Raw genomic sequence first — 25,604 nt, 5'->3', positions numbered from 1 at the left:
CGACACTCGAGCCATGACCGGGTCACCCCTTGCGCAGTATGTTCACCGTCACCGCGGTGCCGGTCCCACCCACGTTGACGGTGAGCCCGACTTCCGGGTCCCGGGCCTGCTTCCCCTGGAAGTCTCCACGCAGCAGGCGCGCGATCTCGCAGAGCTGATAGGCCCCCGTCGCCCCGACCGGATGGCCCCGCGCCTTGAGACCACCCGACAGGTTGACGGGGACATCTCCGTCGAAGTAGGTCCGCCTCTCCTCTGCGGCGCGGATTCCCTCGCCCTCCTTGAAGAACCCCGCGCTCTCGAGGCACACGACCTCGTGGATGTTCACGCAATCGTGCACCTCCGCGACATCGATATCGGCCGGTCCCAGGCCCGCCTGTCGGTACGCGTCGGCGGCGGCCTTGCCGATGGCGGGGTTGGCGGCGAGATCCGCGTGCTCCGCGATCGCGAAGCCGCCGGAGGCCTGCCCTGATCCGGCGATCCAGATGGGCTTCGCGCAGTGCGCGGCGGCGTCCTCCGAGGCGAGCACCAGCGCGGCCGCCCCGTCAGAGAACGGGCTGCAATCCATGACCCGGAGCGGCGGCGCCACCAGCGGGCTGCTCATGACGTCCTCGAGCGTCACCTCCCTCTGGAGGTGAGCCTTCCCGTTGACGGCACCGTGGCAGTGGTTCTTCACGGAGATATGCGCGAGGAGCTCCTGGAGTCGCGTCTCGGTGAGCCCGTGCTTTCGGGCGTACGCCCTGGCGACGTAGGCCCAGTAGGCCGCGAAGGTCAGCCCGGCGCTTCGCTCGGTCAGATCCATGGAGGTCGCCATGGCCTGCTGGACGACACTGCCGGGCACCGCCCGGAGGCGCTCGGTCCCGCCGACGAGCACGACATCGTACATGCCGCTGAGGATGTTCAGATACCCCTGGCGGAACGCGATGCTCGCGCTCGCGCAGGCGGCCTCGTACCGGACGCAGGGGATGAGGCTCTGGACCCCCATGGCCGACAGCACCTTGGGCGCCATGTTCGTCTGCGCCTCGGTGAAGTCGCTGTAGACATTGCCGAGGTGCAGGGCTTCGATGCGCGAGAGCGGCAGGCCCGCCTCTCCGACCGCCTCCTTGGCCGCCGTCGCGAAGAGGTCCCAGGAGGGCATGGCGCTGGTTCCCGACGGCGTCATTCCCGTGCCGACGATGGCGACCCTCTTAGTCATGAACAGGCCTCCTCGTCCCGTCAGGCACGGCCCTGGATCTCGCGCGCAGCTGTGCGGCCGGCCAGCCGACCCACACCGAGCGCAGCGAGCAGGCCGCTGCCCGAGGCGTAGCCGGCGCCCCCGGTGTGCCCCGCGATGCCGGCGGCGGCACCGCCGCCGGCCAGCAGGTTGGGGATCGCGTGCCCGTCGGGGCGTAGCACGCGGCCCCCGGCGTCGACCGTGAGGCCCCCCTGGGTGTTGAACAGACCAGGCACGATCCGACAGCTGAAGTAGGGCGGCCCGAGAGGAGCCAGACCGAAGCTGGACCGGCTGAAGCGGTCCGCCGTGCGGGCCCGCGCAGCCTGGTTGTACGCCAGCAGGGTCGCGTCGAGCGCCTCTCCATCGAGCCCGGTCGCGGCGGCCAGGCCGCCGATCGACGTGGCGCGCGTGGCACCGCCCATCTCGAGGAGCTTGCCGAACTCCTCTTCCTGCGCCGCGACCTCGCGGATGCGCTCGTCGAAGATCGCGAAGGTCGGGGCCGGCTGCCGCATGACCGCGCCGGCGAAGCCCGAATAGCCCACCGACTCATCGCCGAACCGCTCCCCGCGGGCGTTCACGACGACCCCTCCCTTCTCGATCGTCGTCCACGACAGCAGCGAGCCGTGCGGGTACGCCACGGCGGCGTACCCCAGGTAGGCCGCCATGTTCGCGAATCCAGCCCCCACCTGGCGCCCCCAGAGCACCGCCTCGCCGGTGCTCCCCTCCGCCCCGAAGTACTGGGCACCGGCCATCTCCGGGCAGTAGGTGCGCATCATCTCGGCATTGGCTCCGAACCCGTTGGTCGCGACGATGACCTTGCGAGCGCCGATCCGCGTCCCCCGCGTGCGATCGCCGCGCACCACCGCGCCGATCACGGCACCCGCCTCATCCGCGACCAGGTCCTGCACGGGGTTCGCCAGCGCCACGGGGATCCCGCGCTTCTCCGCCGCGCGCAGCAGATCATCGACCAGGTCCTGACCTCGCCGCGATCTCGGTCCATGCAGCCGCGGGACGGAGTGGCCGACGTGGCGATACGCAGTGATGATCTCCAGGCGCGCTCCGACCTCGTCCACCAGCCACTCGACCAGGCCGGCCGACTCCCGCACGAGCACGCGACAGAGCCCGCTCATCTCGTGGGGACCAGTCAGGCGCATGAAGTCCTCGAGCATCGATTCCGCCGAGTCCTCGATCCCCGCCGCCCGCTGGAACCGGGTGCCCGCGGCCGCCACCGAGCCCGTGCTCATCGAGGTATCGCCGCGAAGTCGCGGGGACTTCTCGACGACGGCCACCCCGGGCACGCCGGCGTCGTGGGCGGCGATGGCAGCGACGAGCCCGCAGCCGCCGGCCCCGATCACCAGCACGTCCACCTCCTGGTCCCAGCTCGCACGGCTCGTCAACGGGGTCGCTCCCTGCCCGCGCCTCGGGTCCTCACCTGTCCTGGTCCGTCAGCGGTCCGCCCGGCGGAACTTCGAGAAGTCCGCAGGCCGCTTCTCGAGAAACGCGCGCGCCCCCTCTTGCTGCTCCTCCTCCCAGAACTCGCGGTTGGTCAGATACCGCCGCAGCTGGTCTCCCTGTCCGGAGAGATAGCTGAACTCCTCGACGAACGATGCCTTGAGGATCCGCAAGCACGTGGGCGACAGCGCCAGGAGCTCCTGACACCACTTGTCCACTTCCTCGTCGAGCCTGTCCATCGGCACCACCGCGTTGATCAGCCCCATCTCCAGCGCCTGCTTCGCGCTGTATCGGCGGGAGAGCATCCACATCTCGCGCGCGCGCTTGGCGCCGATCACTCGCGTGAGGTAGCTCACGATGGCGCCGCACGCGGGACTGCCCACCCGGGGCCCGTTCTGGCCGAAGATGGCGTGCTCGGCGGCAATGGTGAAATCGCAGAAGTAGGCCAGGTGGTTGGCCCCGCCGATGCAGTAGCCGTTGACGCGGGCGATGACGGGCTTCGGGCACTGGGACACCGTCTGGTGCATCAAGTACGGCTCGAGGATCTGCCGCTCGAGTCCGCCCTCCTTCTCCCAGTTCACGTCGCCCCCGGCGGAGAACGCCTTCTCCCCGGTCCCGGTGAGGACGACCACCCCCACCTCGCCGTCCCCACCGGCGGCCTCGAAGGCCAGCGTCATCTCCTTCAGCGTGTCACCCGTGAAGGCGTTGTACTGCTTCGGGCGGTTGATTGTGATGCGCGCCACGTGGTCCTTCTTCTCGTAGAAGATGTCCTTGTACGTCGCCAACGCTCGTTCCTCCTGGGTCGTGCCGGCCTCGCCGCCCCGCCGGGCGGGATGGGCGAGGGCCGTCGGGGCACATCGTGTCATGCAAACTGTCCGATGATTTCCTCTCCGAAGATCCGGAGCGCCGACATGATCTTCTCGTGGGGCGGCCCGTCCGCATGCGCCTGCCGGAGCCTGAGGACGAGGCACTCCGCCCCGGTCTCCTCCCGCCAGCGCTTGATCTGCGCGACGCAGTCGGCCGCTGACCCGAGAAGAACACGGTCCTCGGCCATCCCGTCGAAGGTCAGGTCCGACTCGGCGGCAATACCCCGCAGCGCCGGATCCAGCTCGTCCACGAAGGCCTTGTTCCTCCAGTAATAGCGGAACATGTGCAGCATGTTCCCCGCTGCCTCCTCGTAGGCGTCCCGGCGGGTCCGGGCCACCCACGCGTCGCGCATGAGGACGGTACACGGGCGCCTGTGCTGGCCTTCGGCCAGCCTCCGGTACTGCGCCTGCTGCGGCTTGATGACCGCCAGGTGCTGCAGCGGATCCGTCACCCAGGCGTCTCCCCACCGAGCCGCACGCTCGAGGGCCTTCTGGCTGGAGCCGCCAACCCAGATCGGCGGGTGGGGCTTCTGCACCGGCCGGGGGCGCTGGCTGACATCCTGGAGCACGAAGTGTCGCCCCTTGAAGCTGAACGCCTCCTCGGTCCAGCAGGCGCGGATGATCTGCAAGCCCTCGTCCAGGAGCGACCCGCGCTGCGCTGTCGGGACGCCGAAGGGCGTGAAGTCCCGCGGCTGATAGCCCGCCCCGACGCCCAGGATGCAGCGGCCGTTCGAGATGACGTCCAGCGTGGCGGCGTCCTCCGCCACCTTGAAGGGGTGCTGGAGAGGAAGCAGCAGGACGCCCGTCCCGAGCCGGAGCCGCTCGGTCCTTGCCGCGATGGCGGCGAGCAGCAGGAGGGGGGACGGCAGGAATCCATCCGGATCCTGATGATGCTCGCCCACCAGGCAGAAATCGAACCCACACTGCTCCGCGAGCTCCGCCTCCCGGCGCGTCTCCTCCACGCGCCGAACCAGCGCCTTGCCGTCGGGAGGGTCCGCCACCGCCATGTAGATCCCGAATTGCAGCCGGTTAGCCATGTGCGCTCGCCCTTTCACAGCAGGCCTGATGAGGACCACGCCCCGTCGCGCCGGGGCGGAGGCCCGGCACCTCCCCGTGCCCGTGCGACCTCAGAAGAGATCCCAGAGATCCTGGCGCGACAGGAGCTCGGCCGACGGCGCTTCCAGGACCACTTTCCCGAGCTTCATCACGAACACGCGCTCCGAGACCCGCAGGACCTGTCGCACGTTCTGCTCGACGATCAGGACCGAGGTGTTGAATGTGTCCCGGATCCTGAGCACCGATTCCATCACCTGCTGGACGAGGAGCGGAGCCAGGCCGATCGACGGCTCGTCGAGCAACAGGAGCCTCGGCTTCTGCATCAGGGCCATCCCGATCGCGAGCATCTGCTGCTGCCCGCCGCTGAGCGCCCCCGCCAGCTCCCGGCGCTTCTCGGCCAACGCGGGGAACAGCCCGAACACCGCCGCCATCCGCACGCGGATCTCCTCCGCCGACACCTTGAGCACGAAGGCCGCGACCTCCAGGTTCTCGCCGACGGGCAGCTCCGAGAACACGAATCGTCCCTGCGGCACCAGGCTGATCCCGGTCCGGACGTTCCGGTTCACGCTTCGGTGCTCGATGGGCCGTCCGTCGAACGAGATGTGGCCCCCACCGGTCGGCAGCAAGCCGTGGACGGTCTTGAGCGTCGTGGACTTTCCGGCGCCGTTGTGGCCGATCAGCGCCACGATCTCTCCCACCCGCACGGCGAGATTCACGCCCGAGAGGACCTGCTTCTTGCCGTAGCTGGCCCGGACTTCCGTCAGCTCCAGGAGCGCCCTCGATGCCTCAGACGCCAAAGTAGATCTCCGCCAGGGATCGGTCGGCCAGGACGGCCTCCGGCTCTCCGCTCGCCAGGGCCTTCCCTTGATCCATGAAGACCACCCAGTCCGATACCGCGCGCACCACGTCCAGGTTGTGCTCGATGACGCAGATCGTCTTCCCCTGGCCGACGAGCCCCTTGATCACCTGGATCATGTCGCTCAACGATCCACGATCCAGCCCGGAGGTCGGCTCATCGAGGAGCAGCAGGTTCGCCTCGGTGGCGAGGAGCCGGGCGATGGCCAGGAGCTTCTGCTCCCCGTACGCCAGGTCCTCGGCCTTCCGGTCCGCCTGCCCCTGGAGACCCACGTACGTCAGGTGCTCCATGGCCCGCTGCCGGCACTCGCGCTCCTGCCGGCGCACCCAGCCGGGTCGGAGGTACACGTTGCGCAATCGCTCGCCCGCCTGCCGGGGCTGCGCGACCAGGCAGTTCTCCAGCACCGTCATCTTGGTGTACAGGCGCAGGTCCTGAAACGAGCGCGCGATCCCCTGGCCCGCGATCCGGTACGGCGCCAGCCCGGTGATGTCGGCGTCGCGGTAGAAGATCCGCCCTGAGGTGACGGCGTGAAACCCGGTGATGAGGTTGAAGAGAGTCGTCTTGCCGGCGCCGTTGGGTCCGATCAGCCCGGCGATCCGCCCCTCTTCCAGCGAGACGGACAGCCCGCTGACCGCCTGGATCCCGGCGAAGTTCTTCGACACCTCCTCCACCCTCAGGAGGCGCTCCATCAGTCCTTCCCGGCGAGTGTCAGGGTCCGCTCCGCGAGGATCCCCTGCGGGCGGAAGAACATGAACCCCGCCAGGAGCGCGGCATAGATGATCTGGCGCAGGTTGGCCGCAAGCGCTTCCGGCAGCTCCACCAGCCGCAAGGCCTGCGGCAGGAGCGTCAGGACCACGGCACCGAGGATGGACCCGGTGAGGTTCCCCGCGCCTCCCACGATCACCACGGAGAGAATCAGGATCGACTCCTCCAGCGTGAAGAAGTACGGGTTGATGTAGGTGGTGTAATGCGCGAACAGGCTCCCCGCCGTCGCCGCCACGCCACCGGACACCATGAACACCACGACCTTGACGCCCGTGACGTTCTTGCCCAGCGCCTGGGTCACCACCTCGTCCTCCCGGATGGCCCGCAGCACCCGGCCGAACGGCGAGGACACGACCCGGCGGACGAACAGGTACGCGGCCGCCGCCATCAGGCTGCTGACCACGCCAAACGCCAGCGGCGACTCCACCGTCCACACCAGCACGCCCGGCCTCGGGATCCCCGGGACGCCGGCGGGCCCCCCGGTCACGGACTCCCAGTTCATGAACACGTTGAAGATGATCACCTGGAATCCGAGGGAGGCGATGACCAGGTAATCCCCCGAGACCCGCAGCGCGGGAAACGCGAGCACGCCACTCACGACGGCGGCGATGACCACCGCCGCCGCGAGTCCGACGAGGTACGGCCAGCCCAGGCTGAGCACCACGACCATGGACACGTACGCGCCGACCCCGAAGAACGCCGCGTGCGCGATGGAGAACAGGCCCGCGTACCCGATCAACAGGTTGTAGGAGACACCGAGAATCACGTAGATGTTCGTGAGCACCAGCAGGTGAAGGAGGAATGTGCCCACGACTCAGACTTCCATCTTCCGGACCCTCTGACCGAAGAATCCCGTGGGCTTGAACACGATGAACAGCAGCAGCACCGAGAACGCGACAGCCGTCTGCCATTCCGTCGCGATCCGCCACACCGCGAGATTCTCGCTGATGCCGACGATCAAGGCCCCCGGGGCCGCGCCCATGATGCTCCCCATCCCCCCGACGATCACCGCGATCGCGGCCACCAGCACGGCCGACGTCCCCCCGAACGGCTTGAGCCCGGTGAGCATGCCGACCAGCACGGCGGCCGGGACCACCAGGATCCCGCCGACGACGAAGGTCACGAGAAACGTGCGGTCCGCGTCGGCGCCGATGATCCGCGCGGCCTCGTAGTTGTTGGCCAGCGCCCGGATGATCTTTCCGTAGCGGCTATAGCGGAGAAACAGCTTGAGCAGCCCGAACATCACGGCGCAGGTCGCGATCGTGATGAGCTGGATGGACGTGACCCAGATCGGACCGGCCTCGAAGCCCGAGAACACCACGGCACCGGCCAGGCTCCGGATCTCGTTCCCGTAGAAGATCGCGAGCAGGTTCTGCGCGAGCATCAGGATGGACAGCGAGGCGATGAGCACGACCAGGGGGGAGGCGCCTCTCGCCCGGAGCGGGCGGTAGATCGCCACCTCGATCCCGCCGCTGAGCACGCCACAGACGCCCATGGCGACCACGATGGCCACGGCCAGCGGCCACTCGAGCGTGGTGGTGAGAGAATACACGATGTACCCCCCGAGGGTGTACACCGCGCCGTGGGCGAAGTGAAAGATCCGGGTCGTCGTGAAGATCAGTCCGAAGCCGACGGCCAGCAGCCCGTACACCGCCCCCACGACGACCCCGTTGAACAGCAGCTGAAGCAGCAACTCCACGAGGATCTCCCTCCAGTCTTCTCTCGGTGGCCGTTCGCCGGGTCCTTGAGCTCAGGCGTCCATCCGCGCAGCGGAGCGCCTAGTCCAGCGTCGCCGCGTACTCGAACTTCTTCTCCTTGACGTTGACCCGCTTCAGGTAGACGACCTTGTTCACAGTGCCGTCACCCTCGAACACGGTCTTGCCGCTCGCCTTCGTGTCGTAGGCCTTCTGCGTCAGCATCGCGCGCCGGATGGCCTCGCCGCTGTACCCCCACCCCTGCTTCTTGGCGTAGCGGATCGCCTCCGGGAGGACCGTGTTGTGGAGGTCCCACACGTACATGAGGTATGCGGTGGCCACCGGGTCCTTCTTGTACGTCGCCTTGTACCGGTCGATGAGCGCCTTGGGCCCAGGCTGGTCCGCCGGCGGAGCCAGCGAGGTGTAGAGCAGGCCGTCGGCGGCCTCGCCCGCGACGCTCAGCATCTCCTTGCTCTCGGCCACCGAGTAGCTGGTGAACTGCGCCTTGATTCCCATCTCCCGGAACTGCTTGACGATCCGGGGCGCTTCCTGGACCAGCGACGGGATGTGGATGATGTCGGGCTGGGCGGCGCGCATCTTCGCGGCCTGCGCCCCGAACTCGATGGCGTCGGCCTCGTGGCTCTCGACGGCGACGATCTTGCCGCCCGCGGCCTCGAAGTTCTCCTGGAAGACCTTGGCGTTGAGGCGGCCGGTGTCGTTGTTGACATACATGACCGCGCCCCGCTTCTTGCCGAGCTTCGTGGCCGCGTAGCGGGCCAGATGCTTGATGTCCAGGTCCGCCAGGGGGAAGAAGCTGATCAGCAGCTTGCCGGCGCCGCGGATCGACGGGGCGTTGGCGCCGTGGTTGATGAGGAGCACCTTCTCGCGGTCCGCCACGGGGGCCGTGGCCATGATGACCGTGCTCCACGCGCTCGAGACGATGGGCACGCGGTCCACCGAGACGAGCTTCTGGAAGGCCGCGATACCCTGCTTCGGGTCGGCCGCCGTGTCCTCCACGATGAGCCGGATCTTGACGCCGTCCACCCCGCCCCGCGCGTTGACCTCGTCGGTGGCCATGCGCGCGGTCTCGGCGAAGGCGCGCGGCGCCGAGCGCCAGCAGGACCGCGGCAGCCACGTATCCCCACTCCCGACGTGCTGCAGGAACGCTTCGCATACCGTCCTCCTTCTCTACGAGGCTGGAGTGTGCTCCCGCAGACTGCGCCGGAGGATCTTCCCCGTGGCAGTCTTCGGAAGCTCCCGGACCAACTCGATGACCCGGGGAACCTTGAACGCCGCGATCTTGCTTCGACAGTCCGTGATGACCTCCTCCACGGTGGCCGCTTGCCCCGCCTTGAGAACCACGCTCGAGCCACCTGGCAATGTTCATGCGCACACCCTCGACGGTGGCCCCTGGTCCGACGCCGTCCGACATCATCCCGCCCGGACGTGCGTCTGGATGTACGTCGCGATGTCCTCCAGCCGAGTGCCGACGCCGAACACCTCCGCGACGCCAGCAGCCTTCATCACCGGCACATCCTCGTCCTGGATGAACCCGCCCAGGAGCACCAGCACATCGTCCAGGCCCACGGTCTTCAGCTCCTGGATGATCCGCGGCACCAGCGCCCGATGATTGTCCGACAGGCTGCTGAGCCCCACCACGTCCACCGATTCCTCCGCGGCCATCTTGGCGATCTGCACGGGGCGGAGGTGGAGCCCGCCGTAGATGACCTCCATCCCCGCCCGGCTCAGGGCCTTGGCGACCACCAGCACTCCGCGATCGTGGCCGTCCAGCCCCGTCTTGACAAGCAGCACGCGAATTCGCCGAGCCGCGACCCGAGTCCCCATACCCGCTCTCCTCTAGAAGACCTTCGGTTCCCTGAACTCGCCCCACACGTCCCGGAGCACGTCGCACATCTCCCCGATGGTCGCGTAGGCCTGCACCGCCTCGATGATCGCGGGCATGAGGTTGTTGTCCGCCGTCGCCGGCTCGGCCGCCGCCGCGCGGAGCCCCTTGAGCGCTCGGCTGACTTCCCGGTCGTGCCGCGTCCGGCGGAGCTCCTTGACCGCCTCGATTCTCCGCTGCTCGACCGACGGGTCCGCCCGGTACACCCGGACCGGCCGGCTCTGGTCGTTCTCCTGCCGGAACATGTTGTGGCCGACCCGCGGGATCTCCCCCGTCTCCACGCCGAGCTGGTACTTGTACGCGTCCTCCAGCATGGTCCGCTTGATGTACCCGTTCTCGATGGCCCGGAGGGTGCCGCCCATCTGGTCGACCTTCTCGATCTCGGCGGCGAAGCGTCCTTCCATCTCGTTCGTGAGCCACTCGACGTAGTACGAGCCGGCCAGCGGGTCGACCGTCTCGCCGACCCCGCACTCGTACCCGACGATCTGCTGGCACCTGATGTTGGTGATCTCGGCATCCTTCGTGGGAATGCCCCACTGCTCGTCGTACGTCCGCAAGTCGATCCGCTGCGCACCGGCCAGGGCGCCGGCCAGGGCCGCCAGGGCGCTGCGGGCGATATTGTTCAGGTACTGCTCCTTCATCAGGCTCGTGCCGCCGACCGATGAGTACAGGCGACACATCATGGATTCGGGCTTCCGCGCCTTGAACCGGCCCCGCATGATCTTGGCCCAGAGCCGCCGCATGGCGCGGAGCTTGGCGATCTCGTGGAAGAAGGCGTGGTGGTCGTGGCTCGTCGTCCACATGATCCCGGGGCCGATCACGTCGACGTCGATGCCACGGTTGACGGCGCTCTCCACGTAGGCGATGCCGTCGGCGAGGGCAAAGGCCACCTCGTGGACATGGTTCGCGCCGAACTCCGACTGGTGCACCGAGCACACCGTGATGGGATAGAAGTTGGGCGCCACGGACGAGCAGTAGGCGAGCGTGTCCACCACGAGGCGCATGGAGGGCTCGGGCGGGAAGATGACGTTGCCGCGCGACGTGTACTCCTTGAGGATGTCGTTCTGCGAGCTGCCCTGCAGCGTCTTGAGGTCCACGCCCTGCCGCTGGGCCGTGAGCAGGTTCATGGCGATGACGAGGGCCCCCGGCGCATTGCAGACCGTGCTCACCATCGTCTTGCCGAGGTCGATGCCGTCGAAGGCGATCTCCCAGTCACGGAGCGACACCAGCGACACCCCCGTCCGCCCCACCTCGCCTTCCGCCATGGGATGATCGGGGTCGTAGCCGAGCTGGGTGGGCAGGTCGTAGGCGGCATACACGGTATTGAGCCCGGCAGCGGCGAGATCCCGCCAGAGCGCGTTGCATTCCTCGGGGGTCGATTGACCGGAGTACTGAGCGATCTTCCACAGCCCGGCCCGGTACCCCACGGGGGAGAGGCCTCGCGTGAACGGGAAATCCCCCGGGAACCCGACATCCTCGAAGTAGTCGACCCCCTGGTCGGCCAGGTCGAGAGGGGTGTAGAGGCGTCGGGTGACCACGCCCGCCTCGGACACGAATTCCTTCTTGACTTCCGTCTCGAAGGATCCCTGATGGGCGGCGGTCCAGGCTGCCTGCCGTTGCCGCAACTGCTCGAGAAAGCCCTTGTCAAACATGGTTCCCTCCGTTGGCCCGAGTCCTCATGCGGAACCCCTCGGCAGCGGTGATGGGCACCCTCGCCTCGCCGCCCGTGTCGAGGGGGACCTCCACGCCTCGCCGCTCGAGGCCACGCGTCAGAAAGGCCGCGAACGTCTCGGCGATGTCCTTCGCCGCCACCTCGCCGTCAGGCGAGTACCACTTCTGCACCCAGTTCACGGCTCCGAGGATCGCGAACACGACCAGTTTCGGATTGCACGGCACGAACGCCCCGGAGGCGACTCCCTCGGCGACGAGATCGCGGAGCCGATGCTCGTATTCGTCCCGTCGCCTGACGACCTGACGGTGGAGCCGCGGGCTCAGCATGCCCCCCTCGAGCATCACGAAGCACCCCTTCAGGTTCTCCGCCATCTGCTCGATGAAGTATCCCAGCGCCGCGCGAAGTCTCTCGCCAGCCGTCCCCCCCAGCGCCTCCGCCCGCCGCAGGCCCTCCATCCCGAGATCCATGGAGGCCTGGTGACACAGGAAGAGCACCTCTTCCTTGCTCTCCACGTAGTAGTACAGGGCGGCCTTGCTGACCCCGAGCTCCTGGGCGATGGCCCCGATGGTCGTCCCGCGGTAGCCCTTCCTGTTGAAGCAGTGGGCCGCCGCCTGCAGGATGGTCTCCCGCCGGAGCTCGTGGCGCTGTTTCTTTTCGGCGGACTCGTCGGTCCATCTCACCATGGGATTCGACCCGGCGTTCAAACTGACTAAACGGTCAACAGCACCCCGAAGGATGAACTTATCCTCGCCGCCGATCAAGAGAAAACTTGCCCCCCATCTCCCGCTTCCCTTCGCATGGACGTGCATGCCAATATGTTCGCCGGCTTGGCGCCTGTCCCGTGGCGCCGGTGGCGCCCGCCCTGGTACCGAGCGGCGGATGCCGTCACGTCGCGGGAGAGGCTCGGCTGGGCCCGGGCGGGGCGGGACGCGGGACAGGGTCATGACAGGTGGGCAGCCGTCCAGGCGAAAGGCGGGGTGACAGACGACATGGCGAGCGTGACGTGGGACATGCGCGGGACAGTGGTGGCGGTGACGGGGGGCACGCGCGGCATCGGCCGGGGCATCGTCGAGGCGTTCGCGGGCGCCGGGGCCACGGTGTGGATGGGGTCGCGGGACGCCAAGGCGGGCGAGGCGCTGGCGCAGCGCCTTCGGTCGGGCGGCGGGGCCGTGCGCTTCCAGCCTCTGGATGTCACCGACCGGGGCTCGGTCCGCGCCTTCCGGGACGCCTGCCTGGGCGAGGCGGGTCGCATCGACGTCCTGGTGAACAGCGCAGGGGTCCTGGCCAGGAAAGCGCTCCTCGAGCTGACCGAGGAGGAGTGCGACGCCATGCTCGGCATCAACGTCAAGGGGGTCATCCTGTGCTGTCAGGCCCTCGGCGAGGCGATGGTCGCCGCCAGGAGCGGCCGCATCATCAACATCTCCTCGACCTCGGCGGCCGCGGGCGCCTGGAAGAGTACCGTGTATGGAGCGACGAAGGCTGCGATCTGGCAGTTCAGCCGCATGCTCGCCCTCGAGTGGGCCGCCCAGGGCGTCCTGGTCAACACCATCGCGCCGGGCGCCGTCCCCACGGACCTGAACGCCGATGTCCTGGCCATCCCGGAGCAGCGGCAGACCATCCTGGCCCGGATCCCCATGGGCCGGATGGGCACCCCGGCCGACGTCGCGGGGGTCGCCCTCTTCCTCGCCTCTCCGGCGGCCGATTACCTGACGGGACAGATCATCTACGTGGACGGCGGCCGGATGGTCACGTGAGGCCGCGGCAGCGTCGCTGACAGGGGCCTGAAGCCGGAGCGCTCAGGGGCGGGCGCGCCCGCGCCAGGCCTGCAGCGCCAGCACCAGGGCGAGCATCGACAGGCCCGCGACATCGGTCGCGAGCCCGGGCGTGATGAGCGCGACGGCTCCTGCGAGGAGCAGCAGCCGCTCCAGCATGGTGGCGCGTCTGCGCAGCCAGCCGATGAGGGCGGCGCTCAGCATGAGCACGCCGAGCACCGCCGAGAGCGCCACGCCGACGACCCGGTACGCGCTGGTCCCGGGCCATGCCATGAGCGGGTCGAGCATGGCGGGCTCGTAGGCGAAGATGAACGGAACGATGAAGCCGGACAGGGCCACCAGGCACGCGGCCCAGCACGTCCGGTTCGGGTCCGACCGGGCGATGGCCGAGAGCGCGTACGGGGCGATGGCCGTGGGAGGCGTGATGTCGGCAAGGATCCCGTAGTAGAAGACGAAGAAGTGCGCCGCCAGCGGCGGCAGCCCGAACTTCACCAGGGCGGGCGCCGTGAGCGCCGCCGTGATGATGTAGGTCGGGGTCGTGGGCAGGCCCGTCCCCAGGAGCAGCGAGGCGAGCATGGCCAGGACCAGCGTGACGAACATGTTGCCATAGGCGAGGGCCAGGATCGCGCTGGCCATCTTCACGCCCACGCCCGTCTGCGCGACGAGTCCGAGGATGATGCCCACGACGGCGCACGCCGTGATCACGGGCAACGCCGTCAGGGCCGCCCACTCCAGCGCCTCCACGATCTTCCGCGGCGTGATCCGGGTCTCCCGGCGCAGGTAGCTCACGGGGATGGTCAGCACCGTGGCCCAGAAGCCGGCGAAGATGGCGCTCCGCCCGCTCATGAGAAAGTAGATCAGCCCCGCGACGGGGATGGCCAGGTAGGCCCGCTCGCGGAGCACGCGGCCGAGGGGGGGCAGCTCGGCGCGGGGAATGCGGGGGATCCCCCGCTTGAGCGCCTCGAAGTGCACGATCGCCCCGGCCCCGAAGAAGTAGAGGACGGCGGGGATGATGGCGGCCACCGCCACCTGCTGATAGGGCACGCCGAGGAAGTCCGCCATGATGAAGGCGGCGGCCCCCATGACGGGAGGCATGATGTTGCCGCCCATGGACGCCGCGGACTCGACGCCGGCCGCGAAGTGGGGCCGGTAGCCCGCGCGCACCATGAGCGGGACCGTGAAGCTCCCCGTCGTGATGGCGTTGGCGATGCCGCTGCCGCTGATGGTCCCGAAGAGGGCGCTGCAGACGATGGCGACCTTGGCGGGCCCGCCGGAGGTGGCCCCGGCCAGCGCCAGCGCCAGGTCGGCGAAGAAAGACATCAGCCCGAGGCGCATGAGGAAGCCGCCGAAGACGATGAACAGGAAGGCGTAGGTGGCGGAGACTCCGAGGGGAATCCCGAAGATCCCCTCGCTGGACAGGAAGACGACCTCGACGAGCTGATCGAAGAGGAAGCCGGGATGCCCGAAGCGGCCCGGGATCAGCCACCCGACGAACCCGTAGACGATGAAGCCGACCGCCACCAGCGCCAGGCCCAGGCTCACCGTCCGGCGGCAGGCCTCGAGCACCACGACGGTGAGAATCACCCCGGCCGCCAGATCCAGGGTCTCGAGGGGCGTCACCATGGAGATCCGGGTCGTCAGCCGCTCGTACTGGAGGACCAGGTACAGTGACGACAGGGCCCCGAGGAGGGCGAACACCCAGTCCGCCAGCGGCGGGGCCCCCGCCGTCCCGGCACCCCGGCGCCGGAGCGGGTAGGTCAGCCCGAGCAGCGCCAGGCCGAACGCCAGGTGCACCGAGCGCTGGATGGACTGCTCGAAGGCTCCGAAAGCAGCGGTGTAGAGCTGGTACAGCGAGAAGGCCACCGCGAGAGCGCGAACGACCTGCCCCGCCCAGCCGCCGGGCCGGGAGAAGGCCGGCGTCTCGAGCCGGGCCGCCTCGTGGACGCCCCGGGCCTCGTCGAGCCGCGCGCCGAGCGGCGGCTTATCGGACAGCGCCCACCTCTCTGTAGTACTTCAGGGCACCCGCATGGACCGGGACAACGGGGTCCCGGGCCGCGTCCTGGGCAACGAAGTGCTCCATGACCTTGTGCACGTTCACGAGCTGGGCGCGGTTCTCGAAGAGCGCCTTGGTGAGCTTGTAGACGAGGTCCTCGGCCATTTCCGCCCGCGTCACGAGCATGACGGGCGAGTTGAGCGTCAGCGCCTCCTGGTCCTGGCCCTTGTAGATCCCCGCCTTGATCGTCGCCCGCGTGTACCCGGGGAACTTCACCAGGCGGTCGACGGCCGCGGGGTCGAGCGAGATCAGCCGGATCGGCTTGGCGGAGGCCAGATCCATGAGGTAGGCCGCGGGGTTCGTGATGAGGTGCGACATCACCTCGGCGTGCCCGTCCTTCATCATGTTCACGCCGTCGGTGTTGCTCCCGTAGTTGACCTTCTTGAGGTCCTCGTAGCTCAGCCCGTGGGCCTCCAGCACGCGCCGGGTCATGAGCTCCGTGGACGAGCCGCGGGGCGTCGTCACGAGGGCGCGGCCCTTGAGGTCCTGGACCTTCCTGATCGGGCTGTCGGCGAAGACGGCCAGGTTGTACTGCTGGCCGTACAGCACCCCGACGAGCCTGAGGTTCGGCGTCGCCTTGCCCTTGAAGTCCCCCGCCCCGGCGAAGGCGGCCCCGGCGGCGTCAGCGGTCGTGAAGCCCAGCTGCGCCTTGCCCGCGGCCACGTTGAACACGTTCGAGATGCCGCCGCCCGGCTGCTGCGTCACCGTGACCCCCACCTTGTTCTGGAGGATCTCGGCCATGCCGCTGGCGACGGGGTACCAGACGCCCCCGATCGGGCCCGACACCACCACGACCTGCTGCGCGGCCGCCGGCCCGGCTCCGGCCGCGGTCGCGGCCAGCGCGACAGCGGCGACGATCCATGCTCGTGTCCTGCTCATGGCGCCTTCCCTCCCGTGAAACAGCCCTGGTTCACGTCTGGTGCCCGAATCGGTCCAGCCCGTAGAAGCGAAGCAGCTCCTCGACCCTTCCGCGGGGCGGCGCCGCGGCGAAGTGCCCCTTCCGGCTCGCCTCGAGCCCGGTGATCCGGCGCAGGTCCACCAGCGCCTCCGCCATCTTCACCGTGGCGGCCAGCGCATCGACCACCGGCACGTCGTCCACGCGGCTCACCCCCTGCGAGGCGAGAAGCACGCAAAGCACCGCCTCGCCGGGGATCAGCACGTCGGCCCCGTCGGCGATCATCCGCCGGGCGGCCTCCTGGAAGCGCTCCACGATCGGACGCGGGTTGGCGAACGCCGCCGCCACGTCGCTGAACTGGAACCCCGCGTGGCGCACCCCCGCCATCCGCCCGGCAAGCCCGTAGCGGCGGGCGTTCTCCTCGAGGCGCGGCACCAGCGCGTCGATGAACACGAGGATCCCGAAGCGCTGCCCCAGGAAGCAGGCCAGGTGCATCGCGGCCTCGCCGTACCCCACCACGGGGATCTCCACCAGGCTCCGCGTCTCCCGGAGCACGGGGTCGGGCAGCGTGCTGATGGCGTAGGCGTCGAATCCCTGGCGCTGGGCCGCGAGCCCGTTGACGGCGAACTGATGGGCATGGAGCAGGTAGAGATAGCCGAAGCGGATGTCGGCTCCGGGGTACTCCGTCGCGTAGGTCTCCGGGTGCATGCCGTGCAGCACGACCTCCGTGCCCGGACGCGAGACCTTCGCCATGTGCGCGCGGAGGGCGGCGGCATAGTCGGGAAGCTTCTCGAGGACGGTGAAGCTCTGATGCCAGATCCGGATGTCACTGCTCGCCATGGGTCAGTCCTCTTGGGAGACGGAGAGCGGCCACGCCTCGCGTCACGAGCGACGCGGCGCTCCTGCGGCCACCGCGCCGGCGATGCGCCCGAACACCAGGCTCTTGAGCACCGAGGTGCTGCCCAGATAGGAGCCGTAGTACATGCCGATGACCTCCCCCGCCGCGTACAGGCCGCGGATGAGGTCCCCGTCGGCGTTGATCACCTCTCCCCGGGGCGTGACCTTGAGCCCCCCGAAGGTGAACACCACAGAGGAGATGATGGGGTAGGCGAAGAACGGCGCCCGCTCCAGCGGCACGGCCCAGTTGCTCTTGGCGGGCACGAGCCCCCGCGTGCGCAGGCCGTCGAGCCCCATGGGGTCGAAGGGGCCGGGCTCGGCGGCCGCGTTGTAGCGGCGGACGGTGGCCTCGAAGACCTCCACGGGCAGCTCCAGCTTCTCCGCGAGGGCCCGCAGGCTGTCGGCCTCGACGGCCGGCTGGTCGGTCCTGATGGCGCGCATGTAGCCCGGGATCTCCCGCACCCGCGCGTCGCACACGCAATAGGCAATGCCCTGAGGCTGCCGCCAGATCGCGCGCGTCACCTCCTCGTAGATCCGGTCCACCCGGTCCGCCCCCTCGTCCACGAAGCGCTCGCCCCGGCGGTTGACCAGGATACCGTAGGGGAAGATCATGATGGACGGCTCGGAGGCCCCGGAGCGAGGGTCGATGGGCTCTGCGTGGAAGCTCCCGTACTCCCCCGCGGGGGCCGCACCGAGAGCCAGGGCCATCCGGATCCCCTCGCCCTTGTTGTAGTGGCCGCCGCGCGCCACGGGCCTCACGAAATGGGCACCCGGCCCGAGGTACTGGGTGAGCATCTCCGGGTTCCCCTCGAACCCTCCACAGGCCAGGACCACCTGGCCGCGGAACTCCATGCTCCCCGCGGCCCTGGAGCGTGCCTGGACGCCCACCACGGAGCCATCGTCCCCCGTCAAGAGCGAGAGGGCGGTGGTCTCGTAGTGGAAGGCGACACCCTGGCGCTCGGCCAGCTCGGCCAGCGCCTCGACGATGGCGAGGCCCCCGCCCACCGGAAGGAGGCGGGGCGTGGTCTGGGTGATGAACTGCGTGGGCAGGAGCTCGAAGCGCACGCCGGACCGCTTCAGCCAGGCGACGGCCCCCGGAACCTCGCGCGCGAACTCGGCGATCAGCTCGGGATCGACAAAGCTGAGCGACCGCAGCAGGGGCGGCCACTGATCGGGCGACTTGAGAACCGATTTCACCAGCTCCGGATCCAGGTATCCGCCGGCATTGGCCTCCAGGCCAGACTGGAAGTCCTCGGACACCTGGCTCTCGGATCGCATCCGGAAGTAGGACTCCGTGTAGCGCGAGTTGCCGCCGCGCTCATCCCGCGACGCCCGTTCGAGCAGAGCGACCCGCGTTCCGGCCTCGGTGGCGCTGGCCGCCGCCGCCAGCCCGGCGATGCCGCATCCCACGACGACGACGTCGTGCCCCTTCGTCATCCTCGTCCCCCCCGGCGCTCCCCCCGGGCGGCAGCGCAAGTCCACTCCGTGCCGGCTGACGCCCCCGCCACAGTACCCCGTGGAGAGCGTCGGCTCGCCTCGCCGATCCCGCGGCGCGGCGAGCGGCCCGATCTTCTCACGGATCCTCGCTCGCCTTGACCGAAAAAGGCCGCGTGCGAGCCCGGCCGATCTCGCGCCGCCGCGCGCAGGCGAAACACCGAAGGCGGCCGCCCGTTCCGCGAGTGTCCCGCCCCCATGGCCGAGTCGGCGGCGCCGCCTCTCGGATCTGGACGCCCCTTTCGTTCGGGGCGTCCATTCGGTCTGTGTCTCGCCACCCTCGGCCTCGGCGCGCTGATGGACGTCGTAATCCCCTTTCGTTCGGGGCGTCCATTCGGTCTCCCACGCAGCACCTTGGAGGCGTGACTCATGGCCGGCCCGATGTCGTAATCCCCTTTCGTTCGGGGCGTCCATTCGGTCCCGCCGACCGCATCCGGCACCTGGAGGCGCAGGTGGTCGTAATCCCCCTCGTTCGGGGCGTCCATTCGGTCAGCTCGCCGGCGCGCGGCAAAGCCGGGACCGACGCTGATGGGGGTCGTAATCTCCTTTCGTTCGGGGCGTCCATTCGGTCGGCGACTCCCTCGGCTCGCGACTGGAAGAATGGCCAAGGTCGTAATCCCCTTTCGTTCGCGGCGTCCATTCGGTCGAGGTCGAGGAGTGGGAGTGCGAGCCGTTGTTCGAGTCGTAATCCCCTTTCGTTCGGGGCGTCCATTCGGTCTCCCAGCCTGATCATGCCCATCCTCCTGATCACGCGGTCGTAATCCCCTTTCGTTCGGGGCGTCCATTCGGTCTCTCATCCGCGTTGGACAGAACGAGATCCGGCTCGTCGTAATCCCCTTTCGTTCGGGGCGTCCATTCGGTCGTGCAGCATGTACGTATTAGAGGAATTGCGCGCGTCGTAATCCCCTTTCGTTCGGGGCGTCCATTCGGTCCCCGCGCCTGCCAAACCCTCGTCGCACGGGACATCGAGCACTGTCGAGCGCGGATCCCTGCCTCTCGTCGCGGACCACCCCCTCCCCGCACGCGCCCGGTCAGCCGAACACGTGTTCCCGTTCAAGCCCTTACAGCTCGCGCGGATCGTCATGGCCCAGGTGAGGAGGGATGCCCACTTCCGCGACGCCCCCCTGGCCCGTCGAGATCCGCGCCCATCAGACGATGACATCGCCCTCCTCCCGCTCGACGTACACGCCCGTGCCTATGATCTCCGTCGCCCCCTGGCACCGGGCGCACAGGCTGTAGACCCTAACCGAGTCCGCCTCCTGGTCTATGGCCTGCCGGATCCCCGCCCGAAGGTCCTCCAGCCGCCCCTCCTCGACGGGGCCCTCGAACACGCTCTTCTGGACTCGGTCCACGTACCCTCGCAGCCGTTTGGCCAGCCGCGCGCGGATCCGGTCATCGGTCACGTCGTAGCTGATCACGAGGTGCCGGGATCCCATTGCCCTACCTGACCGTGAAGGGATAGTACGCCGTGTCCTCGCCCATGAGCACCCTCACCAGATGATAGACCTGCTGCCGCACAATCTGCTCGAAGGTCAGCGTCTGGCGCCTGGACTCGTACCAGTGCGTCTCGCGCAGGCGCCGGCCCCACGCCCGGAAGAAGATACGCCGTCCCGTCTCTCCGAGCCAGACGGCGGGGGCAGTGCCGTCTTCCTCCCTCTCTGCTTCCCCGAGCGGGTCGCCGGGCTCCTCGACGAACTCCTCGAAGTCCTCGCGCGCCACCGCGCGCCGGTTCACGAGCCGGAGCGCCAGGGCGTCCACCAGCACGGGACGGAACTCTTCCATGAGGTCCAGCACCAGCGACGGCCGCCCGAACTCCGGGGCGTGGAGCGAGCCTAGCATGGGGTCGAGCCCGGCGCGCAGCACTGCGGACTCCACCACGGTCGTCAGCATGGCGTAGCCGAAGCTCAGGAGCGCATTGACGGGATCGCGCGGCGGCCGGCGAGTCCGGACGCTGAACGTGAAGGCCGGGTTCCGGAGGCACCGCCCGAAGGCGCCGAAGTAGGCCGCCGAGGCCTGGCCCTCGGCGCCGCGGATCCGATCCAGGTCATCCGCAGCGGGCAGGCTGTCCATGGCCCGCCGCATCTGCCCGGCGACCTGGGCCAGTTCCGGCTGCTGGTGCTCCCGCTGGGCGCGCAGGAGGAGCGCCCGCTGGTTGGCGATCTTCCCGGCAACGATCCTCCGCGCCAGATCCACTGCGGTGGGCCCACTCCGGAGCCGCTCGAACTGGGCGAGCCTCCGCTCGACATTCCGGTTGAAGCCGCCCACCAGCCGCCCCCGGTAGCGGCCGCGCGCCGTCAGGTAGACGGTGTCGATGCCGCGCCGCAGCAGCAGTGCGACGGCGCCGGGCAGCAGGGTGATCGCCCCGAAAGCCAGGACCTGGTCGATCTCCGCGACGCGCACCCGGTCGATCACGCGGTCGCCGCGCTCGATGGTCAGCACCTCGCCGTCCACACCCAGCGCCACGCCCTGCTCCATCAGCGCCAGCCGGCTCACGCCGTCTTCGGCTCCCACTCGAGCGCCGCCACGATCCCATCGCGGCGCACGCGGAAGACTCCCTCATCGAGCTCGAGGATGTCGAGCCCCGAGCGCTCGAGGTGGCAGAGCAGCTCCCCCTCGACCGTCTTGCTTTCCCGCTCCAGTTCAGCCTGGCGTCGGCGCAGGCCGCCGAGGAGGCGCGCCCGCTCGGCCGGGTCCCACGCCGGTTCGACGCGGGGCGCGGGCTGCGCCAGCGCGGCCGGATCGAGCGTTCGCAGGTGCAGGCGCGGGGTCGGGTAGTGGTCTTGGGCGAAGTCGAAGCGGCAGTTGCACGCCACCGATCCGCTCACGTGCGGGATTCGCTTGCGGATCTTCGCGCACGACATCGGGTTGCCCGAGAGGGGCGTCCTGAGCGCCGCCGTCGGGGCCACGTCCACGCAGCGGTCCAGCAGGTAGTTCACGGCCAGGACGCCCGCCCCGCTGTGACCCACGGTGTGAGCCAGGACGACCTGCTCGTCGTGGGTCAGGCGCCGATTCTTCTCAGCCTTGTCTCGCAGGGCCACCAGGACCGGGCAGTGTCCCATCAGGTGGCCCACCTCGGGATGCGTGTCGAAGTCCGCCGCCGTCCATGCGGGCGCCTGCTCGGCGCCCTCCCCGGCCTCCGGCGCCGCCGGCCGCGGTCCCGACTCGCGGCGCTTCAGCGCGGCGATGGCCGCGTGCAGCGCCTCTCGGGACACCCGCGGGTGCTGGCGCAGCGCCGCGTGCGGCGCGGGCTCGGCGAGGCCGTCGGCCCGGAAGATCCGGCTCCAGCGACCCGTCCGGCGATGGATGCCCAGCGGCAGCTTGATCAGGTTGCCGATGCCTGCGCCCGTGCTGGCCTGCTTGGGGAAGAACTCGGCGTGGAGATCGGGCGAGGTGGGTCCGCAGGCTCCCAGGAGAAGTGAGCCCAGCTGCCGCAGGACCGCGGCGTCCTCGGGGGCCTCCAGGAACACCCACAGGTGCCGCCCCTTGTAGCCGGAGTCCTCGAGCACCGCGGGCAGGCCCAGCACCGCGAGGTCATCCAGCATCCGGCGGGCCTCGCGTGCGACCAGGTCGCGGAGCCGCCGCGCTTCGGCCACGCTCGAGCGTGCCGTCTCCAGGGCGCGCTTGGTGATGTCGAGATCCACGGCGAAAAAGGTGGCCGTGCCGTCGAGCCGGATCGGGTAGGTGCCGACGGTAACGTTGCCGAGGAGGTGGTTGCGCGCCACCTGGAAGGTGAACGGCTCGTGCACCGGCGTGTACCCGCCGCGCCCATCCTGGTTCCACCACTGCCGAGCGTAGACGTTCTCGCGGCCGGCGAAGAGGTGGGCAAAGCGCACCACATCGGCATCCGTGGGCGCCGCCGGCTCCTCGGCATCGCCCTCCTCCTCGTCGTCCAGGACGCTGCGCGCCGTCCGGAGCCGGCCGGCCACGGCGTCCACCTGGACCGGATCGATCCGCCCCCGGGCCGACTCGACGACCTCACCCGCCCGCTCCAACGCCCCCGCGCCGATGAGCAGGTCGATCAGCGCCCCCAGCGCCCCGATGTCCTCGGGGCGCAGGCGGAAGCGCCGCTCGGCGCACTCGACCGCGTGCTCCGGCTCGCCACGCTCCTCGTAGAGCGCGGCCAGGCGCCCGAGGGCATCCGCGTCGTCCGGGTCGTCGCGGATCGCCAGCTGGTACTCGGACAGCGCCAGCCCGAACTCCCCGGCCTCCTCGCAGAGGCGCGCCCACTCGTCGTGTCCGCCCCGCTCGGCGCGGCGCGCGGCCACGGCCTCCCGCACACGCGCGAGCGCCTCGGCGCTCCCGGCCCGGGCGCCTTCGGCCACGCTGGCGAGGAGGTGGTGGGCGGTGCCTCCGACGAACCGGGTGTTAGCTGCCATCGGTCCCCGTCTCCGCCCCGGCGGCCACGAGATCACCCTCGCCGCACGGCTCCAGCCGCTGGGCCTCCACCCCACGCCGGTCGATTAGCGCGCGCGTCATCACTCGCCCCGCCGGAGGGTCAGTCCTCGGGCAGCGCTGGAAACGTGATCAGGCCCCCGCGGCTCCAGCCGCCCAGTTCCAGGCACTCGTCGCGCAATCGCTCAAACGTCTCCTTGCCGACCGGCTCCGTGCCGTGCGCCAGGAGGCTTCGGTTCCTCGCGACCAGGCACTTGCCGAGCCGGCCGTCTCGCTGGACGCGGGACAACGCCGCGCCGAGGGCATGCCCATTCGCCTGCAGCAGCTCGTAGGCGCGCTGTAGCGGGATCGCCACGGTGCGCCTGCCGGCCGCCGCAGCCTGTCGCCGGAGATCTCCGAACTCTCCGATCTCGGGGAGCGCCTCCATGGGAACGGCCCCAGTGGAGACGTGGCAGTCGTCCCAGAGAGCCTGCTGCGCCAGGCCCTCCACGAAGCGGTAGAGGCGCGCCACGGCATCGTCATAGCGCTGCTCGACCTCGCCGCGCCTGATGGCGTTGGCCAGCAGATCCTGGAGCAGCAGTCGAGACGGGGCCTCCTGGCGAGCCGTCGCAAGCAGGTCATCGATCGCCCGCTTGCACCGCTCGAGCTGGGCGATCAGCGGGCGGTGGGTCTCGGCGTGCGCCCACTCCTGGGCCAGGGCGGCGACGCATCTCCCGACCAGGCCCTGGGCGCGCTTGTAGTCGAAGCGGTCCCAGGCGGCGAAGCCTTCGGCCAGCGTGGCCAGAGCCCGCAGGTACGCCCGGCGCTCGATCCCCGCCCGCTCGGCGGCCTGCCGAGCAGTCGCGATCGCACCGGCGAACTGGAGGCGGTTGAAGGCCCACGCGAACTGCCTGAGACTGTCGGTGGCCAACTGCTCCCACGGGTTGATGGCCTGGACCGGTCGTTCCCGGCCCGCGACCACAACGCCCGTGCCGCCGCGGTCCCGCTCCTCCCCGCCGACGTAGAGGTAGCGCTGCGCGCGGTGGATCGTGGCCAGCATCAGCGCCGCCGTCATCACCTTCGTTCCCCCGGTGAGGTCCACCGTCACCTGCGGCCACGAGACGCCCCACTCCGCGAGGACACGCGGCAGTTCCATCGCGATCTGCCGGTACGTCGCGTTCAGGTCCTGGGGGTCCGGCGTCGTGATCACCCGCTTCCAGGACAGCTGGCGCCCGAGCAGCCGCTCGATCTCGCCGATGTTCGTGACGGTGTCACGGCTCGCGACGAAGGCGACCCACCGCGGCGCGACCTCCTGGATGGCCCGCAGCGGCGCCCCCGGTGTGCCGCCGACGGGGACGACCAGCGCCCGTGCCGCCCCGGCCCCGGTCGTGGCCTGCTCCGGGTCAGGCATTGCTGTCCGCCGGCGGATTGATGCGCGTGCGCACTCGCTGGAGCATCTCCGCGACCTCCCTGTTCTTCAGCCCCAGCTCATGGAGCCGGCGATCCAGGAGGTCGAGGAGAACAGGCCGCTCCTCCGGCGAAGCCCCCCGGACGTACTGCTCGATCGCTGACAGCCGTGACCTGACGTCGTTCGCCCTGAGCGTGCGGATGACGTCCTCTGCGGCACGGGCGCTGGTGGTCTTCTCCTGCGCCGGTGTGGCCACCGGCGGCGTCGCTGGGGGTCTGCTCTGCAACGCGGCCGCGCGGTCGGGCCCGGCGCCGACAGCCTCGCCCTGAATCTCCTCCTCGCGCCGAAGCGCGAAGAGCCCGTACCCCCACGTCTTCTTCGCTCCGAGCCCGCCCTCGGTGAGCGCACGCTCGATCCCGGGCCCCACCTCGCCGAGCCAGTCGGGGCGCGCGTCCTGCGGCCGCACCGGAGCGTAGATCACGCGAAGGGTCCAGGCGAGATCGTCTCGCAGGGTCAGGAAGTAGGTGGGCACCGGCGAGTACCAGTCCGCCGGCACGTCCCCCTTCTGCCCGCCGTAGTAGTTGGCGTAATGGGGGTTAACCACGTCCAGCCGGAAGAGCGGCTTCTTCCCGGCCGCAGGCGGCTCTGGCAGCAGGTCGAAGAACACGAGCGCCCCGCGGGTGTGCTCCACCGCCCGTCCGCGTTCGATCTCCTTGTCCTCGCTGCCGAAGTAATGCTTTGACAGCCGCCGGACGGCTTCCGCGTCGCTGCCGTGCCGTTCGCGCCAGACGCTCAGGCAAGCTGCTCTGACCGCCCCCTTCACCCCGGATGCGGCGAGATACGGCAGCCCGTACGGCTTGAGAAACGCGAACCCGTTCTCGAGCGGATGCGGCTGTCCAATCCCGGTGACGAACGGCGTCAGGCTCTGGAGCCGCCACCCGATCCCGGGGAATCGATCGCGGAGTCCCGCGAAGGCAGCCGCCTGGCGGGCGAGGAGCGCCGCATGCAGGGCCGCGTCGCCTGTGATGGCCTGCCCGTTGCGTCCTTCCAGCGGCGCCATGGCAGACGCCTTCTGCTGCTTGTCGATCTGGCGCAGGTCGGGCTGCCAGATCTGGAGGCATCGCTGGAAGTAGAAGCCGGGTGAGATCTGGCGACGGATCTGCGGGACCTTCATCAGATTCTCGACGCCATCCCGCAGCGCCCGGCGCAGTGCGGGCTCGCCACCGGCAGGCGGGGGCGC

23 protein-coding genes and 1 CRISPR repeat array are annotated in these 25,604 nt (G+C 69.6%); of the genes, 1 reads left to right on the top strand and 22 read right to left on the bottom strand.

Annotated elements, in window-relative coordinates; genetic code table 11:
• Positions 1-22: 22 nt before the first annotated feature.
• The 13 genes from HYV93_23585 to HYV93_23525 all read right to left on the bottom strand — a co-directional run bounded on the left by HYV93_23585 (position 23) and on the right by HYV93_23525 (position 12,157).
• Positions 23-1,192: a hypothetical protein gene (locus HYV93_23585; protein MBI2528952.1), complete on the bottom strand. Its 1,170-nt coding sequence runs from the start codon at positions 1,190-1,192 to the stop codon at positions 23-25.
• Between the two features lie 20 nt (positions 1,193-1,212).
• Positions 1,213-2,607: an FAD-dependent oxidoreductase gene (locus tag HYV93_23580; GenBank protein MBI2528951.1), complete on the bottom strand. Its 1,395-nt coding sequence runs from the start codon at positions 2,605-2,607 to the stop codon at positions 1,213-1,215.
• Positions 2,608-2,655: 48 nt separating this feature from the next.
• Positions 2,656-3,528, bottom strand: a complete 873-nt coding sequence (locus HYV93_23575; protein MBI2528950.1) for an enoyl-CoA hydratase/isomerase family protein — start codon at positions 3,526-3,528, stop codon at positions 2,656-2,658.
• Complete coding sequence (locus HYV93_23570; GenBank protein MBI2528949.1) at positions 3,525-4,565, bottom strand: LLM class flavin-dependent oxidoreductase; 1,041 nt, start codon at positions 4,563-4,565, stop codon at positions 3,525-3,527. The genes HYV93_23575 and HYV93_23570 overlap by 4 nt, the downstream gene beginning before the upstream one ends.
• 90 nt (positions 4,566-4,655) lie before the next feature.
• The gene (locus HYV93_23565; GenBank protein ID MBI2528948.1) at positions 4,656-5,381 is read right to left on the bottom strand and encodes an ABC transporter ATP-binding protein; all 726 of its coding nucleotides are present in this window, start codon (positions 5,379-5,381) and stop codon (positions 4,656-4,658) included.
• Positions 5,371-6,129 (bottom strand): ABC transporter ATP-binding protein, encoded by a 759-nt coding sequence (locus tag HYV93_23560; GenBank protein MBI2528947.1) that lies wholly within the window; start codon positions 6,127-6,129, stop codon positions 5,371-5,373. Before HYV93_23560 ends, HYV93_23565 begins: the two co-directional genes overlap by 11 nt.
• Positions 6,129-7,016 carry a branched-chain amino acid ABC transporter permease gene (locus tag HYV93_23555; GenBank protein ID MBI2528946.1) on the bottom strand — a complete coding sequence of 296 codons (888 nt, stop codon included), beginning with the start codon at positions 7,014-7,016 and terminating at the stop codon, positions 6,129-6,131. The genes HYV93_23560 and HYV93_23555 overlap by 1 nt, the downstream gene beginning before the upstream one ends.
• Positions 7,017-7,019: 3 nt before the next feature.
• The gene (locus HYV93_23550; protein MBI2528945.1) at positions 7,020-7,904 is read right to left on the bottom strand and encodes a branched-chain amino acid ABC transporter permease; all 885 of its coding nucleotides are present in this window, start codon (positions 7,902-7,904) and stop codon (positions 7,020-7,022) included.
• A gap of 79 nt (positions 7,905-7,983) precedes the next feature.
• Entirely contained in the window at positions 7,984-8,976 is a 993-nt protein-coding gene (locus HYV93_23545; protein ID MBI2528944.1) for an ABC transporter substrate-binding protein, read from the bottom strand.
• 111 nt (positions 8,977-9,087) lie between these two features.
• Entirely contained in the window at positions 9,088-9,279 is a 192-nt protein-coding gene (locus HYV93_23540; protein MBI2528943.1) for a hypothetical protein, read from the bottom strand.
• 51 nt (positions 9,280-9,330) lie between these two features.
• A complete protein-coding gene (locus HYV93_23535; protein MBI2528942.1) occupies positions 9,331-9,744 on the bottom strand; it encodes a cobalamin B12-binding domain-containing protein in 414 nt (137 codons plus the stop codon).
• Between the two features lie 12 nt (positions 9,745-9,756).
• Positions 9,757-11,454: a methylmalonyl-CoA mutase gene (locus HYV93_23530; GenBank protein ID MBI2528941.1), complete on the bottom strand. Its 1,698-nt coding sequence runs from the start codon at positions 11,452-11,454 to the stop codon at positions 9,757-9,759.
• Positions 11,447-12,157 carry a TetR/AcrR family transcriptional regulator gene (locus HYV93_23525; GenBank protein MBI2528940.1) on the bottom strand — a complete coding sequence of 237 codons (711 nt, stop codon included), beginning with the start codon at positions 12,155-12,157 and terminating at the stop codon, positions 11,447-11,449. Before HYV93_23525 ends, HYV93_23530 begins: the two co-directional genes overlap by 8 nt.
• Positions 12,158-12,451: 294 nt before the next feature.
• On the opposite strand from HYV93_23525, the gene HYV93_23520 reads away from it, so the two are divergent.
• Complete coding sequence (locus HYV93_23520) at positions 12,452-13,228, top strand: SDR family oxidoreductase (GenBank protein MBI2528939.1); 777 nt, start codon at positions 12,452-12,454, stop codon at positions 13,226-13,228.
• 42 nt (positions 13,229-13,270) lie between these two features.
• Here HYV93_23520 and HYV93_23515 read toward each other — a convergent pair whose 3' ends face one another.
• The 9 genes from HYV93_23515 to cmr6 all read right to left on the bottom strand — a co-directional run bounded on the left by HYV93_23515 (position 13,271) and on the right by cmr6 (position 25,538).
• Complete coding sequence (locus HYV93_23515; protein MBI2528938.1) at positions 13,271-15,109, bottom strand: TRAP transporter permease; 1,839 nt, start codon at positions 15,107-15,109, stop codon at positions 13,271-13,273.
• Between the two features lie 118 nt (positions 15,110-15,227).
• On the bottom strand, positions 15,228-16,178 hold the full coding sequence (locus tag HYV93_23510) for a TAXI family TRAP transporter solute-binding subunit (protein MBI2528937.1): 951 nt from the start codon (positions 16,176-16,178) through the stop codon (positions 15,228-15,230).
• 31 nt (positions 16,179-16,209) lie between these two features.
• Positions 16,210-17,034, bottom strand: a complete 825-nt coding sequence (locus HYV93_23505) for a racemase (protein ID MBI2528936.1) — start codon at positions 17,032-17,034, stop codon at positions 16,210-16,212.
• A 42-nt stretch (positions 17,035-17,076) separates the two neighbouring features.
• Positions 17,077-18,528 carry an FAD-dependent tricarballylate dehydrogenase TcuA gene (tcuA, locus tag HYV93_23500; protein ID MBI2528935.1) on the bottom strand — a complete coding sequence of 484 codons (1,452 nt, stop codon included), beginning with the start codon at positions 18,526-18,528 and terminating at the stop codon, positions 17,077-17,079.
• 285 nt (positions 18,529-18,813) lie between these two features.
• Positions 18,814-19,517: a CRISPR direct-repeat array (repeat unit 37 nt; unit sequence GTCGTAATCCCCTTTCGTTCGGGGCGTCCATTCGGTC).
• Between the two features lie 216 nt (positions 19,518-19,733).
• Positions 19,734-20,021, bottom strand: a complete 288-nt coding sequence (gene cas2 / locus HYV93_23495) for a CRISPR-associated endonuclease Cas2 (GenBank protein MBI2528934.1) — start codon at positions 20,019-20,021, stop codon at positions 19,734-19,736.
• A gap of 4 nt (positions 20,022-20,025) precedes the next feature.
• Positions 20,026-21,078 (bottom strand): CRISPR-associated endonuclease Cas1, encoded by a 1,053-nt coding sequence (gene cas1, locus HYV93_23490; GenBank protein MBI2528933.1) that lies wholly within the window; start codon positions 21,076-21,078, stop codon positions 20,026-20,028.
• Positions 21,075-22,961, bottom strand: coding sequence for a hypothetical protein (locus HYV93_23485; protein MBI2528932.1), 1,887 nt, complete (start codon positions 22,959-22,961; stop codon positions 21,075-21,077). Before HYV93_23485 ends, cas1 begins: the two co-directional genes overlap by 4 nt.
• 119 nt (positions 22,962-23,080) lie before the next feature.
• On the bottom strand, positions 23,081-24,367 hold the full coding sequence (locus HYV93_23480; GenBank protein ID MBI2528931.1) for a TIGR02710 family CRISPR-associated protein: 1,287 nt from the start codon (positions 24,365-24,367) through the stop codon (positions 23,081-23,083).
• Positions 24,360-25,538: a type III-B CRISPR module RAMP protein Cmr6 gene (cmr6, locus tag HYV93_23475; protein ID MBI2528930.1), complete on the bottom strand. Its 1,179-nt coding sequence runs from the start codon at positions 25,536-25,538 to the stop codon at positions 24,360-24,362. Before cmr6 ends, HYV93_23480 begins: the two co-directional genes overlap by 8 nt.
• Between the last annotated feature and the right edge of the window lie 66 nt (positions 25,539-25,604).

This window comes from Candidatus Rokuibacteriota bacterium (assembly GCA_016188005.1).
GTDB lineage: Bacteria > Methylomirabilota > Methylomirabilia > Rokubacteriales > CSP1-6 > UBA12499.
Note: the sequence above shows the minus strand (reverse complement) of the source record. Positions and strands in the feature narration are given on the sequence as shown.

Coding starts and splice junctions, on each gene's coding strand:
- HYV93_23585 (MBI2528952.1), bottom strand. CDS start 1,192: ATGACTAAGAGGGTCGCCATCGTCGGCACGGGAATGACGCCGTCGGGA.
- HYV93_23575 (MBI2528950.1), bottom strand. CDS start 3,528: ATGACACGATGTGCCCCGACGGCCCTCGCCCATCCCGCCCGGCGGGGC.
- HYV93_23570 (MBI2528949.1), bottom strand. CDS start 4,565: ATGGCTAACCGGCTGCAATTCGGGATCTACATGGCGGTGGCGGACCCT.
- HYV93_23560 (MBI2528947.1), bottom strand. CDS start 6,129: ATGGAGCGCCTCCTGAGGGTGGAGGAGGTGTCGAAGAACTTCGCCGGG.
- HYV93_23545 (MBI2528944.1), bottom strand. CDS start 8,976: ATGGCCACCGACGAGGTCAACGCGCGGGGCGGGGTGGACGGCGTCAAG.
- HYV93_23535 (MBI2528942.1), bottom strand. CDS start 9,744: ATGGGGACTCGGGTCGCGGCTCGGCGAATTCGCGTGCTGCTTGTCAAG.
- HYV93_23530 (MBI2528941.1), bottom strand. CDS start 11,454: ATGTTTGACAAGGGCTTTCTCGAGCAGTTGCGGCAACGGCAGGCAGCC.
- HYV93_23525 (MBI2528940.1), bottom strand. CDS start 12,157: ATGGTGAGATGGACCGACGAGTCCGCCGAAAAGAAACAGCGCCACGAG.
- HYV93_23510 (MBI2528937.1), bottom strand. CDS start 16,178: ATGAGCAGGACACGAGCATGGATCGTCGCCGCTGTCGCGCTGGCCGCG.
- HYV93_23505 (MBI2528936.1), bottom strand. CDS start 17,034: ATGGCGAGCAGTGACATCCGGATCTGGCATCAGAGCTTCACCGTCCTC.
- tcuA (MBI2528935.1), bottom strand. CDS start 18,528: ATGACGAAGGGGCACGACGTCGTCGTCGTGGGATGCGGCATCGCCGGG.
- cas2 (MBI2528934.1), bottom strand. CDS start 20,021: ATGGGATCCCGGCACCTCGTGATCAGCTACGACGTGACCGATGACCGG.
- HYV93_23485 (MBI2528932.1), bottom strand. CDS start 22,961: ATGGCAGCTAACACCCGGTTCGTCGGAGGCACCGCCCACCACCTCCTC.
- HYV93_23480 (MBI2528931.1), bottom strand. CDS start 24,367: ATGCCTGACCCGGAGCAGGCCACGACCGGGGCCGGGGCGGCACGGGCG.
- cmr6 (MBI2528930.1), bottom strand. CDS start 25,538: ATGAAGGTCCCGCAGATCCGTCGCCAGATCTCACCCGGCTTCTACTTC.